Origin of the sequence: Amycolatopsis sp. NPDC001319 (assembly GCF_042896185.1) — a bacterium.
Classification (GTDB): domain Bacteria; phylum Actinomycetota; class Actinomycetes; order Mycobacteriales; family Pseudonocardiaceae; genus Amycolatopsis.
Genome location: NZ_JBIAWY010000005.1, coordinates 627,103 through 642,966 on the forward strand (window position 1 = coordinate 627,103; position 15,864 = coordinate 642,966).

Genomic DNA, 15,864 nt, shown 5'->3' on the forward strand with positions numbered 1-15,864 from the left:
AGTACTAGGCCCGGACCGGCCGTGGACAAAGACCGACGAAAGTGCTGGGCCAGGCAGGGGAAATCGGCGTTCCGGCTCAACCTTTCAACGCGCCGCTCACTGCATTTCGAATGAGTGCAGCAACGCCGGAAAGCGCTCGAACGCCTCCCCCAGCCGCGCGGCGAGCTCTTTCAGCAACGGCAGCCGCGTGGCCACGAACTCCGGCACCGGAAGATAGCCGGAAACCGTGGAACAACTGACGCCCGCGACCACCGAGCCGCCGAAGACCGGGCAGCCCAGTGCGGTGATGCCGACGTCGAGCTCGTCGACGACGACCGCGTAACCGTCCTGGCGGGCCTGGGCCAGCGAATCGCGCAAAGCCTCGGCGGAGGTGATCGTGGAGGCCGTTCGCGGGGCGAGCGTGGCGGCGGCGAAAAAAGCGTCGACGACGGCCGGGCGTTCGTTCGCCAGGATCGCGCGGCCCGACGCGCTGACGTAAGCCGGCACCCGAGCCCCCGGAGTGATGGCGAAGCGCATCAAGCGATCGGTCTGCGCGTGGCAGACGTGGAGGATGTCCGTGCCTGCCAAGGCCGTCAGGGAAACGCTGTCGCCGGTCTCGTCGCGGACGCGTTGCAGCAGCGGCTGCGCGAGGCTGCTCAGGTTCATCGCGCGCGTGTAGCCCGCCGACAGCTCCAGCACGCGGGGTGTGAGGACGAACCGCTTGTCCACCTGAGCGAGGTAGCCGAGCTCCACGAGGGTGAGCAGGAAGCGGCGCGCGGCGGCCGGACTGAGGCCCGTGGCCGCGGCGACCTGGCTGAGGGACATTTCGGGCTGGTCGGGCCCGAACGCCCGCAGCACCGTCAATCCCCTGGCCAGCGAGGTGACGAACTGTTCCTTGTCGGCGCTTGACATCGTCGCGATGCCCTTCCTAATCTCCGTTTACCGCCTAGCGGAAAAATATTCGCTAGGCGAAATTCTAGCACTGCTCCGGCTCAACGAGGAGGCTCGGCGTGCGCACCAACGAACAGTCGGCACACCTGACCAGACGAGCGACCATCGCGGCGACGTTCGGCACCGTGGTCGAGTGGTACGACTTCTTCCTCTACGGCACCGCGTCCGCGTTGATCTTCCCGAGCCTGTTCTTCCCGTCGGCCAGCTCACTCAACGGCTCGCTGCTGTCGTTCGCCACGTTCGCCACCGGGTTCGTCGCCCGGCCGCTCGGCGGAGCGATCTTCGGGCACGTCGGGGACCGCATCGGACGCAAGAACGCGCTGGTCATCACGCTGCTGGCCATGGGACTGGCGACGCTGGCCGTCGGCCTGCTGCCCACGTACGGGCAGATCGGCGCACTGGCCCCGATCCTGCTGGTGGTGCTGCGGATCGTGCAGGGCATCGGCACCGGCGGCGAGTGGGGCGGCGCCGCGCTGCTGACCAAGGAGAACGGCAGCAACCGGCCCGGGTTCTGGGGCGGGTTCCTGTCCAGCGCGGTGTTCGCGGGGCTGATCCTCGCGTCGGTGGTCTACGTCGTGATCGGCGCGCTGGTGGACAACCACCAGCTGCTGTCCTGGGCCTGGCGCATCCCGTTCCTGCTCAGCGTCATCCTCGTCGGCGTGGGCCTGTGGGTCCGCAAGGGCCTGCCGGAGACGCGCGAGTTCGCCCGCATCAAGCAGGCCGGCGAGCAGGAACGCGCGCCGCTGATCAAGGCGTTCAAGCAGCCGCGCAACATGCTCGCGATCTTCCTGATGCGCGTCGGCCAGAACGCGACGTTCAACATCGTCTCCGTCTTCATCCTCACCTACGCGACCACGCAGCTCGGCCTCGGCAAGTCGCAGATCCTGTGGGCGACGGTCATCGGTGCCGCCGTCGCGTGCGTGCTCTGCCCGGTCTACGGCCACCTCGGCGACCGCTTCGGCTTCGGCCGCGTGATGATCGTGGCCCTGCTCTTCCAGGCGGTGTTCGCGTTCCCGTTCTTCCTGCTCGTGGACAGCAAGGGCGTCGCGCCGGTGATCATCGCCGTGACGGTCGGGATCGCGGGGGCGGGCGCGGCGACCGACGCCATCCAGGCCGGGTACTTCGCCGGGCTGTTCAGCACGCGCAGCCGCTACAGCGCCATCTCCGTCGGCCGGGAAGGCGGCACCGTGGTGGGTGGTGGCCTCGCGCCGCTGATCGCCACGGCGCTGCTGGGCTGGCTGCACGGCAGCCCGTGGGCGATCGCCGGCTGGATGGCGCTGACGAGCTTGATCGGCATCGTCGGAGTGCTGCTGGTGCGCCCGCACCACGAAGCCGAAGACGTCGTCACCGAGTCCGGCCGCACCGGTTCGGCCCTGATCTGAACGGGAACCGCGCATGACAACGGGAAACCTCGTGCTCGACGCCGCAGCCAGCACGGTGGGCACGCTCTTCGAAGACCGCGCCCGGACGCACCCCGGCCGCGTCGCGCTGCAATCCGGCGAGCGGCAGGTGACCTACGGAGAGCTGGCCGAGCGCAGCCGCCGGATCGCCGCGCTGCTGGCGAGCCGGGGGGTGCGGCGCGGCGACCGGGTGGCGCTGGTTTCGGAGAACCGCACCGAGTACCTGGAGATCACGCTCGCCGTGGCGCTGCTGGGCGCGATCGTCGCGTGCCCCGGCCTGCGGGCGGGCGCCGACGAGCTCGTGGCCTGCCTCGACCTCGTCGAACCCACGGTGCTGGTGACCTCACCGCGAGCCGACGAGAAGTTCGCCGCGCCACTGGGTTCCCGCCCGCGGCTGCTGCTGGGCGAGGCTTTCGAAGCTGAAGTCGCGGCGACAACCCCGTGGGCCGAGCCGTCGGCGGCGCAGCCGGAAGACGTCCTGATCATCATCTACACCAGCGGCACCACGGGCGTGCCGAAAGGCGCGGCCATCAGCCACCGCGCGGAGATCGCACGTAGCTCCGCCACGCGCGCGGAGTACGGCCTCGCGGGTGACGACGCCTTCGTCGCCTGGTCGCCGCTGAGCCACATGGGCGCGTTCGACAACTCGGTGAGCACGCTCATCAGCGGCGGCAAGGTCGTGGTCGTCGACGGGTTCGACGCGGCCGAGCTCGCCCACGTCGTGGCCACCGAACGGCTCGGCTGGCTGCTGCTCATGCCCGGCACGGTCCGGCGCTTCGCGGACGTCCTGCGGGACAAGCAGATCACGCCGGCCGGGGTGCGCCTGTGCGGGGTGATGCCGGACCTCATCGGGCCGGACGAGATCGCCGAGATCACCGCGCTGCTCGACGCGCCGTTCGCGAACACCTTCGGCACCACCGAAACCGGGTGCCCGCCGGCTTCGGGCGACGCGCTCGCGGTCGGCGTGGAACCGGCGTCACTGTCCAAAGTGCAGAGTGGCTACTGCGAGATCCGGCTCGTCGACCCGGACGACCACGACGTCGCCGACGGCGAACCGGGCGAGATCTGCATGCGCGGGCCCACCGTGTTCAGCGGCTACTGGAACGACCCGGCCACCACCGCGCACGACTTCCGCGGCGGCTGGTTCCACCTCGGCGACGTGTTCGCGCGCAACCCCGACGGCACGCTGGACTTCGTCGACCGCGCGAAGTACCTGATCAAGAGCGGTGGCGAGAACATCTACCCCGCCGAGATCGAGCGCGCCCTGCTGCGCCACCCCGAGGTGCTCGAAGCCGTGGTCGTCCGCCGCGCCGACCCGACGTGGGGTGAGGTGCCGGTCGCGTTCGTGGCCCGGTCCGGCGACACGGCCGTGTCGGCGGAAGAGCTGATCGAGCTCTGCGGCGAACGGCTGGCGAAGTACAAGCGGCCGCGTGAGATCCGGTTCGTGGCGCCGGAGACGTTGCCGCGCAACGCGTCCGGGAAGGTCGTCCGCGGCGAGCTCGAGAAGCGAGCCTGAGCGTCGAAGGAAGGAACACGCATGTTGGGTGATTCACCGGAGTTCCGCTCCGACATCAGCTGGAGCACGGCGAAGAGCATCACGGTGTTCGGCCACGACCTGGTCGACGACCTCGTCGGCAAGGTCAACCTGGGCGACATGGGCTTCCTGGAGCTCACGGGCCGTCTGCCGACCCCGGGTGAGTCCACTGTGTTCAACGCACTCACCGTCAGCCTGGTCGAACACGGCATGACCCCGAGCGCCATCGCCTCGCGGCTGACGCACTACGGCGCACCGGATTCCCTGCAGAGCGCGGTCGCGGCCGGCCTGCTGGGGCTCGGGACGACGTTCGTGGGCTCCATCGAAGGGGCCGCGCGGTACGTGCAGGAGGCCGACCTCGACGGCGATCTCGCGGCGGAGGCGGGCGCGATCGTCGACCGGTTCGTCGCCGCGAAGACGCTCATCCCCGGCATCGGCCACCCGATCCACAAGCCGCTCGACCCGCGGGCGGAACGCCTGTTCACGCTGCTCGACGAGGCCGGCCTCACCGGGCCGGAGGTCGCGTTGATCCGGGAAGTCGCGCGCCAGGCGGGAATCGCGCTGGGCAAGGAGCTCCCGGTCAACGTCACCGGCGCGATCGGCGCCATCGCATCGCGGCTGGGCATCGACTGGCGCGCCGCGCGGGGCATCGGCGTGATGGCGCGGGCCGTCGGCCTCGTCGGCCACGTGCTGGAGGAGATCCGCAGGCCGACGGCACCGGCCATCTGGCGTGAGGTCGACGAGGCCGCGACCCGCCACCACGAGTGAGCGGCCCGGGGCCGGGCGCGGGCCCGGCCCCGGCGTCCGTCAGATGTCGATCGGTTCGAGCCGGCCGAGGATCTCGTCGCGGCGGGACTCGAACTGCTCGGGCAGCTGGAAGCGCTTACCCAGCTCCTGCGGTGACTCATCGCAGTCCCAGCCGCCCTCGTTGTGCGTCACGGCGAGCTCGAACAGCGCGCCGCCCGGGGACCGGACGTAGATGGACTTGAAGTACTTGCGGTCCCGCAGCTCCGACAGGTCGGTGTAGCCGGCGCCCTCGATCTCGAACTTCAGCTCGTCCTGGTTCTTGAGGTTGTCGGCGTTCCACGCGAAGTGGTGGATGGTGCCGGCGCCGTAGATCCACGTGCCCGGGCCGTCGGTGCGGTTGACCACGAGCTCGACCGCGCCGCCGAGGCCGGATCGGCCCGCCTCCAGTGCGAACCGGTCGCCTTCGCTGAGGCCTTCGCGCGCGCCGAGGTGGTTGGCGGCGAACTCGACGGCGGTGTCCGGCCCGGTCACGTGCACGCCGACGCCGTAGATGCCGTGGATCGCGTACTCCTGCGGCACCCCGCCGCCGGTGAAGCCGCGCCGTGGGTCGTTTTCGACCTCCACGAGCTGATACTCGATGCCGCACGGGTGGCGGAACAACACGCGTCGACGGTCGAACACGGTGGCGTCGTGCACGTCGGCCGCGCGGTCCTTGAGCCGGTCGGCCCAATAGTTCAGCGAGCCAGACGGGACGGCGAGGAGCACCTCACGCGCCTGGTTCGTGCCGCGGCGTCCGTTGATCCCGGCCTGGCCGAACGGGAACGTGGTGAGCACCGCGCTCGGGTCGCCGTCGGCGTTGCTGTAGTAGAGGTGGTAGATCGGAATCTTGCCGTCGAACAGCACGGTCCGCTTGATCAGGCGGAGGCCGAGGACGTTCACGTGGAAATCGACGTCCTCCTGCGCTCCGGCCACCGACATCGTGATGTGGTGGCTACCGTTGAGGTACGACATTCGGGCTCTCCTTTTCTGTGGTGTTCACGAGTTCCGGCCACCGGTCCTGCACGGGCCCGGTCAGCCGTTGCACGAGTTCGCCCGTGTCCAGCAGCAGTTCTTCCCGCCACGGCGCGGCGGTGAGCTGGACGCCGACGGGCAGTCCGGCGGGGTCGAAACCGCCGCGGACGACGAGGGAGGGCAGTCCGGCGAGGCTCTGCGCGGCGATGCCCGGGAGGATGATCGCGCGGAGGTCGGCCGGAATGGCGTCGATCGGCGGCGGCGCGATCGGGACGGCGGGCGAGAGGACGACGTCGACGCGGGAGAGCAGCTCGGCCCACGTCGAGCGGACGTACGCGCGGCCTTCCTGCGCATCGAGGTAGTCGGCGGGGTCGGCGGCGTCGGCCAGTTCGAGCCTCTCGCGCACGTCGGCGCCGTACTCACTGGCCCGGTCCGGCCAGAGGCCGTCACGCCGGTGGCCGCGGCGGCCTTCGGCGAGGATCGTCGTGCCCAGCAACGGGTTCGCGGCGGGGAGCGCACCGGCGTCGAGCTCGACGACGGGCAAGCCGGCGTTCGCCAGCAGATCCGCGATGGTCGTGCAGACGCGCGCGGCTTGGGTAGTGGGGTCGTCCAGCAGCAGTCCGACGCGCACCGTCGTGGTGTTCGGCGGCGACGCCGGGCCCAGGACCGTCCACAACAGACGGAGGTCCTCGACCGTCCGCGCCATCGGGCCCACCACGTCGGCCGAGGGCGCGAGCGGGCGGACGCCGGTGACGGGAACCGCGCCGAACGTCGGCCGCAGACCCGTCAGCCCACAGAACGCCGAGGGCAGCCGGACGGACCCCGCGGTGTCGGTGCCGAGGGCGAGCGGCGCGTATCCGGCCGCGAGCGCCGCCGCGGAACCGCCGCTCGAACCACCCGGCGTGCGCGAGGGGTCCCACGGGTTCCGGGTCGGGCCGAAGTGCGGGTTGTCGGTCGTGACGCCCCACGCGAACTCGTGCGTAGCCGTCTTGCCGAGCACGATGGCACCGGCGCGGCGAAGGACGGCCACCGCCTCGGCGTCGGTGGCCGGCACGTGGTCGGCGAACATCGCTGATCCGTACGTGGTGCGCAGGCCTTCGGTGTCGATCAGGTCCTTGACGAGCACGGGGACGCCTTCGAGCGGCCGCGCGGTGCCCCTCGACCACCGTCGCTGCGCTTCCCCGGCTTGGTGTGCCGCGGCGTCGAAGTTCGCCGTGGTCAGGGCGTTCAGGGTCGGTTCCTGCTCGGCCGTGCGGCGGGCGAGGGTTTCGACCACCTCGACCGGCGACAGGTGGCCGGCGCGGAAGGCGGCCAGCAGAGCGGTCGCGGACGAGGGCGGAGGAGGCGCTCCACCCGGTGTGAGGGGACTCATCCCGTCGGGCATGTACTGCACCGTACAGTCGATCTAGGCTCAGCGCTACGCCCCGGTGCACCGAACTCGATGAAGGAGAGCCCGATGAAGATCGCGATCCTCGACGACTACCAGCAGGTCGCGTTGACCTTCGCGGACTGGGACTCCCTCGGCGCCGAGGTGCGGGTCTTCACCCGGCCGTTCACCGGACCGGAGGACGTGGTGCAGAGCCTGGCCGGCTTCGACGTCGTGGTCGCGATGCGCGAGCGGACGCGGTTCCCCGCCAAGGTACTGGACGGCCTGCCGGACCTGAAACTGCTGGTCAGCACCGGTCAGCGCAACGCCGCCATCGACCTCGCGGCAGCCCGGCGGAGCGGCGTGGTCGTGTCCGGCACCGGCTACGACGGGCGCTCGACGGTGGAGCTGACCTGGGCGTTGATCCTCGCCGTCGCACGCAACCTCCCCGCCGAGTTCCGCTCGGCGCGCGAGGGCGGCTGGCAGGTCAGCGTCGGCACCACGCTGCAGGGAAAGACGCTCGGCGTGCTCGGGCTCGGCGACGTCGGGTCGGCCGTGGCGCGCATCGGCCAGGCGTTCGGCATGAAGATCCTCGCGTGGAGCCGCAGCCTCACGCCGGAGCGCGCCACGGCCCACGGCGCCACCGCCGTGAGCAGGGAAGAGCTGCTCGAACAGGCCGACGTGCTGTCGATCCACGTGGTGCTCTCGAAGCAGACGCGCGGCCTGATCGGCGCCGGAGAACTGGCCCGGATGAAGCCGTCCGCGCTGCTGGTGAACACCTCGCGCGGCCCGATCGTCGACGAGGCGGCGCTGCTCGACGCGCTGCGCCGCAAGGTGATCGCGGCCGCCGCGCTCGACGTGTTCGACCTCGAGCCGCTGCCTGCCGACCACGCGCTGCGGGGCCTCGACAACGCGATCCTCACGCCACACATCGGGTACGTCGCGAAGGAGCTGTACACGACGTTCTACCGCGACGCCGTGGAGGACATCGCCGCGTTCCAGGCGGGTTCGCCGATCCGCGTGATGGACTGATCCGACGGCCGTCCGGGCCCGGCTCGTCGAGCATCGCGGGTTCCGGTCGGACGACCTGCTCCTCGTGCCGGATTTCGCGGATCACCTGCGTATAGTGAATGCGGAACCCAGCCAGGACCGGCGGGTATAGTCAACGATTTGGACTAACAGCGATGTCTCAGGTAGTGCGGTCGCGCAACTACGACCTCGGCAAGCGCGCCGACGACGTGCTGGCGACCCGCACGCGCATCATCGAGGCCGCGATGCAGCTGCACGGCACCGTGGGCCCGGCCCGCACCACGATCTCCGCCGTGGCCGAGCTCGCCGGCGTCCGGCGCAACACGCTGTACCGCCACTTCCCCACCGAAGACGAGCTCTTCGCCGCGTTCTCGGAGCACTTCTGGTCGCTGCACCCGCTGCCCGACCCCGCGCGGTGGCGGCAGGTCGAAGAACCGCAGTGCCGGTTCGAAGAAGCCCTCAGCGCCCTGTACGCGTACTACGGCGAGAGCTCCGACCTCCTCGCGAACCTGACCCGCGACGCCGAGTTCATGCCGGTCGTCGAGCGTTCGCTGGACGAGTACCGGGCGCTGCTCGAGAGCATCGCGCACATCGCGGGCGAAGATCAGCCGGCCCGCGCGACGGCGCGGCACGCGCTGGAGTTCGGCACCTGGCGCTCGCTCGTGGAACGCGGCGGGCTGAGTGACGACGTCGCGGTGGAGCTGATGTCCGCCCTCGCGTTCGGCACCGCCGGGCGCCCCGTCACCGTGGTCGAACCGGCGCCGCAGCAGGGCAAGCGCGACGCCGTGGTGCGCGCGGCCTTCGCCGCCTTCGCCGAGCACGGCTTCCGCGTGAGCCTCGACGAGATCGCCGAGCGCGCCGGCGTGTCGAAAGTGACCATCTACAGCCATTTCACGAGCAAGGAAGCCCTCTTCCGCACGGTCATCACCGAGCAACTCGACGAGGCCGTCGCGGCGGCCCGCAAGCTCTCATCGGGCGACTTCGACCTGCGCGAGCTGTGCGAAGCGTGCGTCGACGTGCTCACCTCACCCGCGATGGCCAACCTGCACTCCGTGCTGGAAGCCGAGGCCAAGCGCTTCCCCGACGACACCGCCGCCTGGCTCGGCCGCGTGCCCGCCGAGCTGCGCCGCGTCCTCGACACCGCGGTGCGCGCGCTGCCGGGGATCCACATCCCCGATCCGGCCGCAGCGGTGAGCCAGCTGTACGCGCTGTGCGTCCAGCCCGGCTCGCCGGACGTGATCGAGTCGGGGGTGGCGATGTTCCTGAAGTTCTACGAAACGCCACCGAGCGCCGCACCCAGCAAGGCATAACCACCGGCGCCGATCGCCACGAGCGACAGGGTCGCCGCCGCGGGCCGCCAGGACCGGCGGCTCAGGAGGGCAAGCAGGACCGCCGCCACGACCAGCATCGTCACGCCGGCGCCGGGCGAGCCGAGAACCACAAGCCGGTAAAGCCCGTCGACCGCGAAGAGCGCGACCAGCAGCGCGAGGCCGACGGCGCCGGGCACGCTGTCCGGCCGGTGCCGCCACCACGCCGCGCCGAGGCCGAACACGATCCCCGCGAGCACCGCGCCGACGGCCCACACACCGGCGGTGACCAGCGCGCCGGCGGAGTAGAGGCCGTTCACGGCTTGGGCCACGCCGTACCAGACCACCAGCGCCAGCAGCAGCGAGCCGACCGCCGCCGCGACGACACGCCACGACGGCCGCCCGCCGGCGCACCCGACGAGAAACGCGAGCGCGGACCAGGTAGCGATCGAGTTGGTCGTCCAGCCGAACGGCGTCAGCTGCGTCAAGTACGTGCCGGCGCCCAGCACCACGCCGCCGCCCACGGCAACGGTTTTCTGCACCGCGTCAGCCTTCCAGGAACTCCAGGCGGTTGCCCACCGCGTCGAACGTGTAGAAGCGGCGCTGCCCAGGGATCTCCGTCGGGTCCGCCCAGGCCACTCGGTGGCCGGCGGCGGTCAGTGCCCGCGCGGTGGCGTCCACGTCGGTCACGAAGGCCGGGTGGGCCTTGACCGCGGGGCGGAAGTCCCGCTCGACGCCGACGTGGAGCTCGCCGGCCGGGCCGCCCACGCCGGGCACGCGGAACCAGCACCCGCCGCGCTGGGCGAGCAGCGGGGGTTTCGGCAGCTCGGGCCAGCCGAGCACCCCGGTGTAGAAGGCGCGCTGCGCGTCCTCCGCTCCGGCCGGGCAGGCCACTTGGACATGGTGGATCACGATTTGAGGCTACCCTCGCCGGAGGTGAGCCAGGGCCGGCGCGGTTCACTCGAACGGGAACCCGCACAGCCCGCCCACCCGGCCATGATCGCCTTATCTTCTGAGCGTGGCCTACCTGCTCACGTCGATCCCGTTCTTCGCCGGCTTCGCGATCAGCTTCCGCTTCGAGCGGCGGCGGTTGCTGAACGGCGTGCTGTTGCTGGCGGGACTGCTGTTCGTCGCGGTCGGCGTGGTCTTCGCGTTGCTGGACATCCCCGCGGTGCACGACGTGGTCGACGGTGACGTGCTGGCGATCGCGTTCTTCCTCGTGATCGCGGTGCTGCTGCCCGCGTTCCTGGTGCTCAACGGCTTGCAGATGGTGCGCCGCGAGGGGCGGCGGCTGGGGAACCTGCTGTCGCTGCTCGCGGGGCTGGCGATGTTCGCCTTCGCGCCGGCGTTGCTGGTGCTGGGGAAGAACGCGGTGCCGCGCGCGGTGGAGGTGGTGATCATCAGTGTGTCCATTGTGCTCGGTTACCTCAGCCTGGCGTTCGCCGCGTTCGTGGTGTGTTCCGTGGGCTACGGCCTGCTGCGGCCGCCGAAGGGCGCGGACTTCATCGTGGTGCACGGGTCGCGGCTGATCCGGGGCAAGGTGCCGCCGCTGCTGGCCAGCCGGCTCGACCGCGGGCGGGCGTTGTACGACGCGGGTGTCGCGCAAGGGGCGGCGCCCACGCTCGTCACGTCCGGCGGTCAGGGTCCCGACGAGCCGCGGCCGGAAGCCGAGGCGATGGCCGATTACCTGGTGGCCCAAGGCATTCCGCGCGAGGAGATCGTGTTGGAGGACCGCTCCACGACCACGCGCGAGAACCTGCTCTACAGCCGCGAGCTGATGACCGAGCGCAACCCCGGCTACCGCTGCCTGCTCATCACCAACAACTTCCACGCCTTCCGCACCGCGATGCTGGCGCGCCGCCTCGACGTCAACGGCCAGGTCGTCGGCTCCCGCACCGCTTGGTACTACGTGCCCAGCGCGACGATCCGCGAGTTCATCGGCATCCTGCGCGACTACCGGATCCTCAACGGCGTGGCGATCGTGCTCCTCGCGGCGGCGTACCCGGTGTCGCTGGCCTTCTGAGCCGCCGCCGGCCCTGGACCCTCACGTCACCGGGGCACCGGTCCGGGCCCGGACGCCGGCCGCGTCCTCCCCCGGCGCCACTTCCACCAGGCGCAGGCCGTCCGGGGTGACGTCGAGGACAGCGAGGTCGGTGATGATGCGGTCGACCACGCCGGCACCGGTCAGCGGGAGGGTGCAGCGCGACACCAGCTTCGGCTCGCCGTCCTTCGTGACGTGGTCGGTCAGCACCACCACGCGTTTCGTGCCGGCGACCAGGTCCATCGCGCCGCCCATGCCCTTCACCAGCGTGCCGGGCACGCTCCAGTTGGCGAGGTCCCCGTTGGCGGCGACCTGCAACGCGCCCAGCAGCGCCAGGTCGATGTGGCCGCCGCGGATCATGGCGAACGAGGTGGCCGAGTCGAAGAAGCTCGCGCCCGGGGCGACGGTGACGGTCTGCTTGCCGGCGTTGATGAGGTCGGCGTCCTCCTCGCCCTCGACGGGGAACGGGCCCAGGCCGAGGATGCCGTTTTCGCTCTGCAGCGTGACGTGGACGCCGTCGGGCACGTGGTTGGCGACCAGTGTCGGAATGCCGATGCCAAGGTTCACGTAGTCGCCGTCGCGTAGTTCACGGGCGGCGATGGCGGCCATTTCGTCGCGGGTCCAGCTCATACGTGCGCCACCTCCTTGGGGCGGACGGTGCGTTTCTCGATGGCTTTTTCCCGTTTCCTTGCGAGGACAAGCCGTTGGACGAACACACCCGGGGTCATCACGTGTTCCGGCTCGACGAAGCCGTCCAGCAGGATCTCGGCTTCGGTGAGGCAGACGCGTCCGCAGGCCGCGACGAGCGGGTTGAAGTTGCGCGCGGCCAGGCGGTAGGTGAGGTTGCCGGCGCGATCGGCCGTGTGGGCGTGGACCAGCGACACATCGGCGACGATGCCGCGTTCGAGCACGTAGGTGCGGCCGTCGAACTCGGCGTGGGGCTTGCCTTCGGCCACCGGGGTGCCGACGCCGGTCGGCGTGTAGAACGCGGGGATGCCCGAACCGCCGGCACGCAGGCGTTCGGCGAGAGTGCCCTGCGGGACGAGCTCCACGTCGAGCTCTCCGTCGAGGAACTGGCGGGCGAAGAGCTTGTTCTCGCCGACGTAGGAAGCGACCACTTTGGACACCTGGTGGTTCTCGAGCAGGAGCCCGAGGCCCTGGCCGTCGACGCCCATGTTGTTCGACACCACGGTCAGGTCGCGCACGCCGGAGTCGCGCACGGCCTCGATGAGGTCCGTGGGGTTGCCGCTCAGGCCGAACCCGCCCACGGCGAGGGTGGCGCCGTCGGTGAGCAGGCCCGCGAGTGCTTCGGCGGCGCTGGGGTGGATCGTCGGCAAGGTGTTCCTCCCGTCCACTGAATGATCGGACGGGGTCACTCAAGGGCACGCCAACGGGCCTGGTCAACGGTGTCGCCGCGGTCGCTCGGTCGGCGGTCACCAGTCGAAGGCGGCGTTCACTCAGTGAACGTAAGCTGCGGGCATGACCAGCGCCCCGGACCACCTCGTCGGCCGCGCGGCCGCCGTGCTGCGTGCGCTGTCCCACGGCCAGGGCGCCACGACCACCGAGGTCGCCCGCGCCGCCGGACTGGCTCGCCCGACCGCGCACCGCCTGCTCACCGCGTTGGGCGACGAAGGGTTCGTGGACCGTGACCAGCGCACCGGCCAGTGGCACCTGGGCCCGGAGCTGTACCTGCTCGGTGAGGTCGCCGCCCAGCGCTACGACGTGACCGAGCACGCCCGCGCGAGCGTCCACCGGCTGGCCGAGGCCACCGGCGAGAGCGCGTTCTTCTCCGCTCGCCGCGGCGACGAAACCGTGTGCCTGCTGCGCGAGGACGGCAGCTTCCCGATCCGCTCCTTCGTCCTGTACGAGGGCGCGCGCTTCCCGCTCGGCGTGGTCTCGGCGGGGCTCGTCGTGCTGTCCTTCCTGCCCGACCGTGACATCGACGAGTACCTCGGCCGCGTCGACCTGACGCAGATGTGGGGCGCGGCGCACAGTGCCGGCGAGCTCCGCGCCCGCATCGCGCGCACCCGTGAGACGGGCTACTCGCTCAACCCGGGCCTGGTCGTCGAAGGCAGCTGGGGCCTGGCGGCCGCGGTGTTCGGCCGCTCGGGCGCCCCGGCGTGGGCGCTTTCGCTGACGGGTGTCGAGTTCCGCTTCCCGCCGGACCGGCTCACCGAGCTGGGCGCGCTGCTGCTGCGCGAAGCCCATGCGTTGACGCGGAAACTCGCGTCGGCGTAGGCGGGCGGCAGTCAGTTCTTGCGCGCGAGCGGCCAGCGGCGGCCGATCGCGACGTGCAGGATCACGGACACGCCGAGGGCGTTGAGGGTGACGTGGCCGACCCAGCCGATCGGCGTGCCGCGGTTCCAGTGCAGTCCTTCGGCCAGCGCCAGCAGGGCCACGTGCAGCACCGCGGCCAGGGCCAGCGTCAGCAGGAGTGACACGGTTCGTTCGAGCCACGCGGGCCAGCGCGCCGGCAGAGCGTCTTCGAAGAGCATGCCGACCACGAGCCCCGCGGCCACGAAGTCGCCGGCGAGCGCGGACAGCGTCGGAACGGGCAGCTCCCGCAGCACCACGTAGGTGAGGATGCCGGCGCCGATCGTCGCGACGTTCGCGCAGACGAACCGCACCCACTGCTTGCGCAGATAGTGGAACGGCCAGCCGCGCCACATCACGAACAGCAGCACCTGCCACACGCCGATGAACGTGAGCACCGCGCCGAACACACCGGGATCGATCAGGCCGGGGCCGCCGCCGCGGAACGGGGTTCCGCCGAGCAGCAGCACGTACAGCAGGATCGCGACCGCCCACGACAGCACCACCGCGCAGATCCCGCCGGGGATCGGCTTGAGCCACAGCCGCAGCGGCCAGTGCTCGCTCACCAGCGTCAGCTCCAGCATCACCACGAACGCCGCGCCCGCGAGCGGCAACGTCACGGGGAACGTGCTCAGCTCGAGCCTTTCGGGCGTCGGATCGAAGATCGCCGCGAACGACAGGTGCCCCACCACGGCCTCACCGAAGAACGTGAGCACGATCCCGCCCACCGCGATGAGCGCCAGGTCCGCCCAGCCCGCCCAGTCCGGCCCGAGCCGCGTGCCCGGCCAGTCCTCCCACCAGAACGCGATCATCGACACCACCGGCAACGCGAACGTCACGATCGGCGCCAGCACCAGCAACGACGACTCCGCACCCCCGGCCCCCACGGCGATCAGCACCGCCACCACGACCACCGGCACGAGGCCCGCCAGGCCGAGCCCGGGCTGCCGCGCCCAGCGCGACGTGCCGGGCCCGGTCGGGTCGTCCCGGCGGTGACGTTCGCGCCGGCTGATCGCGGGGTGAGGTGTGGGTGCTGCGGTGCCCGTGGTCTGCTCGGCTTGCTCTGTCCGACCGGTGCTGTCGGTGCTGTCGGTGCTGTCGGCTCGACCGGATCGGCCGGGTTGGCCGGGTTGGACTTGGCCCGGTTGGCCGGGTTGCCCTTGGTCGGGCTGACCGGGCTGACCGGGCTGACCGGGCTGACCGGGCTGACCGGATCGGCCAGGTTGGCCCGGTTGGACTTGGCCCGGTTGGCCGGGTTGCCCTTGGGCGGGCTGACCGGGTTGACCGGATTGGCCTTGGGCGGCGCCTTCCGCTCTGCCACTCACCGCGAGCCGCACTCTCCGCCGGTCACGAGCCCGTCCGCCTGACGCCTGCGCCGCAGTCCCATGCTCGTCCTCCGCCGTACCGCTCTTGTCGCCGACGTTCCGGTCCCCCGGAACACCGCACCGCGCACCCCGACGAGGCCGTCCACGTGACTCGGGTGCGGCCAGGCTAATCAGCGCCCGAGGTCATCTCAAGAACGCCACCACCGGCGATGACGTTCGGGCACCCCACCATCCCCACCCGACGGTCGGAAAATCCTTTTCGGACACTGGCCGCGCCGGATCCCCGGGAACGATCAGGTTTTTCACATCACGCTTGGCCGGGCCGGCCGCGGACTCAGGAACCGGCTCGGCGGACAACGCGCAGTCGCCTCGCCGCCGCACTCCGGATGCGCCGGGTGGCGCCGCTCGTACTCAGGGCTTCGAGGGTCTGCTCGGCGTTGATCGTGGTGGCCGCCCGCAGTTGCAGCCAATTCGTCCAGCGTCGTACGTCGAACTCCGGGCCGTCGCCCGCGGCCATCGTCTCAAGGACAACGAGCTCGCGCGCCCGAGTGGCCGCGTACTCGCGGCTGCGCCCCTCGGGGAGAGCCGCCACGAAATCCGCACGTCGAGCGTCCGGCAGAACCTCCAGCGCCCGCACGACCACTGCGGCGGCGATCGGCAGGTCCGGCTCGTCTGCGATCAGGTCCAGGACCGCCGGCCACTCCTCGGCCCGCCCGATCGCCTCGGCGTACACGGCCCACCGGGCGTGCCCGTCGTCGAGGTCACGGGGGTCGGCGCCGAGGCCCCCCCCCCCCCCCCCCCCCCGGGCCCGCGCGCGCCGGCGCGCCCCGAGGGCCCGCCGCCCGGCCCGCGCGCGGGCCC

16 protein-coding genes are annotated in these 15,864 nt (G+C 71.2%); 7 read left to right on the plus strand and 9 right to left on the minus strand.

Features of this window, described 5'->3' with window-relative positions:
• Positions 1 to 96: 96 nt before the first annotated feature.
• Positions 97 to 891: an IclR family transcriptional regulator C-terminal domain-containing protein gene (locus tag ACFY1H_RS22095; protein WP_366578930.1), complete on the minus strand. Its 795-nt coding sequence runs from the start codon at positions 889 to 891 to the stop codon at positions 97 to 99.
• Between the two features lie 98 nt (positions 892 to 989).
• Between ACFY1H_RS22095 and ACFY1H_RS22100 the strand changes: the two genes are divergently transcribed.
• Genes ACFY1H_RS22100 through ACFY1H_RS22110 form a run of 3 tightly spaced genes read left to right on the plus strand, consistent with a single transcriptional unit; the run spans position 990 to position 4,632 of the window.
• Entirely contained in the window at positions 990 to 2,312 is a 1,323-nt protein-coding gene (locus ACFY1H_RS22100; protein ID WP_386948959.1) for an MFS transporter, read from the plus strand.
• Positions 2,313 to 2,325: 13 nt separating this feature from the next.
• Positions 2,326 to 3,846 (plus strand): class I adenylate-forming enzyme family protein, encoded by a 1,521-nt coding sequence (locus tag ACFY1H_RS22105; protein ID WP_386948962.1) that lies wholly within the window; start codon positions 2,326 to 2,328, stop codon positions 3,844 to 3,846.
• Between the two features lie 21 nt (positions 3,847 to 3,867).
• Positions 3,868 to 4,632: a citryl-CoA lyase gene (locus tag ACFY1H_RS22110; RefSeq protein ID WP_366578924.1), complete on the plus strand. Its 765-nt coding sequence runs from the start codon at positions 3,868 to 3,870 to the stop codon at positions 4,630 to 4,632.
• 39 nt (positions 4,633 to 4,671) lie between these two features.
• Here the strand turns inward: ACFY1H_RS22110 and ACFY1H_RS22115 are convergent, their stop codons facing one another.
• Positions 4,672 to 5,622: a ring-cleaving dioxygenase gene (locus tag ACFY1H_RS22115; protein WP_366578922.1), complete on the minus strand. Its 951-nt coding sequence runs from the start codon at positions 5,620 to 5,622 to the stop codon at positions 4,672 to 4,674.
• Positions 5,603 to 7,006: an amidase gene (locus ACFY1H_RS22120; RefSeq protein ID WP_386948965.1), complete on the minus strand. Its 1,404-nt coding sequence runs from the start codon at positions 7,004 to 7,006 to the stop codon at positions 5,603 to 5,605. Before ACFY1H_RS22120 ends, ACFY1H_RS22115 begins: the two co-directional genes overlap by 20 nt.
• A 72-nt stretch (positions 7,007 to 7,078) precedes the next feature.
• Here ACFY1H_RS22120 and ACFY1H_RS22125 point away from each other — a divergent pair, with 72 nt between their 5' ends.
• Entirely contained in the window at positions 7,079 to 8,020 is a 942-nt protein-coding gene (locus ACFY1H_RS22125; RefSeq protein ID WP_386948968.1) for a D-2-hydroxyacid dehydrogenase family protein, read from the plus strand.
• Positions 8,021 to 8,172: 152 nt separating this feature from the next.
• Positions 8,173 to 9,327: a TetR/AcrR family transcriptional regulator gene (locus ACFY1H_RS22130; protein WP_386948971.1), complete on the plus strand. Its 1,155-nt coding sequence runs from the start codon at positions 8,173 to 8,175 to the stop codon at positions 9,325 to 9,327.
• On the opposite strand, the gene ACFY1H_RS22135 is transcribed toward ACFY1H_RS22130, so the two are convergent.
• Both ACFY1H_RS22135 and ACFY1H_RS22140 read right to left on the minus strand, forming a co-directional pair.
• A complete protein-coding gene (locus ACFY1H_RS22135; RefSeq protein WP_386948974.1) occupies positions 9,288 to 9,866 on the minus strand; it encodes a DUF6518 family protein in 579 nt (192 codons plus the stop codon). The two genes, ACFY1H_RS22130 and ACFY1H_RS22135, sit on opposite strands and share 40 nt — an antisense overlap.
• Before the next feature lie 4 nt (positions 9,867 to 9,870).
• A complete protein-coding gene (locus ACFY1H_RS22140) occupies positions 9,871 to 10,236 on the minus strand; it encodes a glyoxalase (protein WP_366578913.1) in 366 nt (121 codons plus the stop codon).
• Between the two features lie 106 nt (positions 10,237 to 10,342).
• Between ACFY1H_RS22140 and ACFY1H_RS22145 the strand changes: the two genes are divergently transcribed.
• Positions 10,343 to 11,347, plus strand: a complete 1,005-nt coding sequence (locus ACFY1H_RS22145; RefSeq protein ID WP_386948977.1) for a YdcF family protein — start codon at positions 10,343 to 10,345, stop codon at positions 11,345 to 11,347.
• Positions 11,348 to 11,368: 21 nt separating this feature from the next.
• Here the strand turns inward: ACFY1H_RS22145 and ACFY1H_RS22150 are convergent, their stop codons facing one another.
• The gene (locus ACFY1H_RS22150) at positions 11,369 to 11,995 is read right to left on the minus strand and encodes a CoA transferase subunit B (RefSeq protein ID WP_386948980.1); all 627 of its coding nucleotides are present in this window, start codon (positions 11,993 to 11,995) and stop codon (positions 11,369 to 11,371) included.
• Positions 11,992 to 12,702, minus strand: a complete 711-nt coding sequence (locus ACFY1H_RS22155) for a CoA transferase subunit A (protein ID WP_386949400.1) — start codon at positions 12,700 to 12,702, stop codon at positions 11,992 to 11,994. The genes ACFY1H_RS22150 and ACFY1H_RS22155 overlap by 4 nt, the downstream gene beginning before the upstream one ends.
• A gap of 142 nt (positions 12,703 to 12,844) precedes the next feature.
• Here ACFY1H_RS22155 and ACFY1H_RS22160 point away from each other — a divergent pair, with 142 nt between their 5' ends.
• Entirely contained in the window at positions 12,845 to 13,603 is a 759-nt protein-coding gene (locus tag ACFY1H_RS22160; RefSeq protein ID WP_366578908.1) for an IclR family transcriptional regulator, read from the plus strand.
• An 11-nt stretch (positions 13,604 to 13,614) separates the two neighbouring features.
• Here the strand turns inward: ACFY1H_RS22160 and ACFY1H_RS22165 are convergent, their stop codons facing one another.
• Together ACFY1H_RS22165 and ACFY1H_RS22170 are read right to left on the minus strand one after the other, a co-directional pair.
• On the minus strand, positions 13,615 to 14,598 hold the full coding sequence (locus ACFY1H_RS22165) for a hypothetical protein (protein WP_366578907.1): 984 nt from the start codon (positions 14,596 to 14,598) through the stop codon (positions 13,615 to 13,617).
• A gap of 739 nt (positions 14,599 to 15,337) precedes the next feature.
• Positions 15,338 to 15,736: a hypothetical protein gene (locus ACFY1H_RS22170; protein ID WP_386948984.1), complete on the minus strand. Its 399-nt coding sequence runs from the start codon at positions 15,734 to 15,736 to the stop codon at positions 15,338 to 15,340.
• Positions 15,737 to 15,864 lie beyond the last annotated feature (128 nt).

What these genes read in the sequence shown, in the direction of transcription:
- ACFY1H_RS22130 (WP_386948971.1), top strand. Translation starts at nt 8,173, where the DNA reads ATGTCTCAGGTAGTGCGGTCGCGCAACTACGACCTCGGCAAGCGCGCC.
- ACFY1H_RS22105 (WP_386948962.1), top strand. Translation starts at nt 2,326, where the DNA reads ATGACAACGGGAAACCTCGTGCTCGACGCCGCAGCCAGCACGGTGGGC.
- ACFY1H_RS22150 (WP_386948980.1), bottom strand. Translation starts at nt 11,995, where the DNA reads ATGAGCTGGACCCGCGACGAAATGGCCGCCATCGCCGCCCGTGAACTA.
- ACFY1H_RS22120 (WP_386948965.1), bottom strand. Translation starts at nt 7,006, where the DNA reads ATGCCCGACGGGATGAGTCCCCTCACACCGGGTGGAGCGCCTCCTCCG.
- ACFY1H_RS22110 (WP_366578924.1), top strand. Translation starts at nt 3,868, where the DNA reads ATGTTGGGTGATTCACCGGAGTTCCGCTCCGACATCAGCTGGAGCACG.
- ACFY1H_RS22125 (WP_386948968.1), top strand. Translation starts at nt 7,079, where the DNA reads ATGAAGATCGCGATCCTCGACGACTACCAGCAGGTCGCGTTGACCTTC.
- ACFY1H_RS22095 (WP_366578930.1), bottom strand. Translation starts at nt 891, where the DNA reads ATGTCAAGCGCCGACAAGGAACAGTTCGTCACCTCGCTGGCCAGGGGA.
- ACFY1H_RS22160 (WP_366578908.1), top strand. Translation starts at nt 12,845, where the DNA reads ATGACCAGCGCCCCGGACCACCTCGTCGGCCGCGCGGCCGCCGTGCTG.
- ACFY1H_RS22115 (WP_366578922.1), bottom strand. Translation starts at nt 5,622, where the DNA reads ATGTCGTACCTCAACGGTAGCCACCACATCACGATGTCGGTGGCCGGA.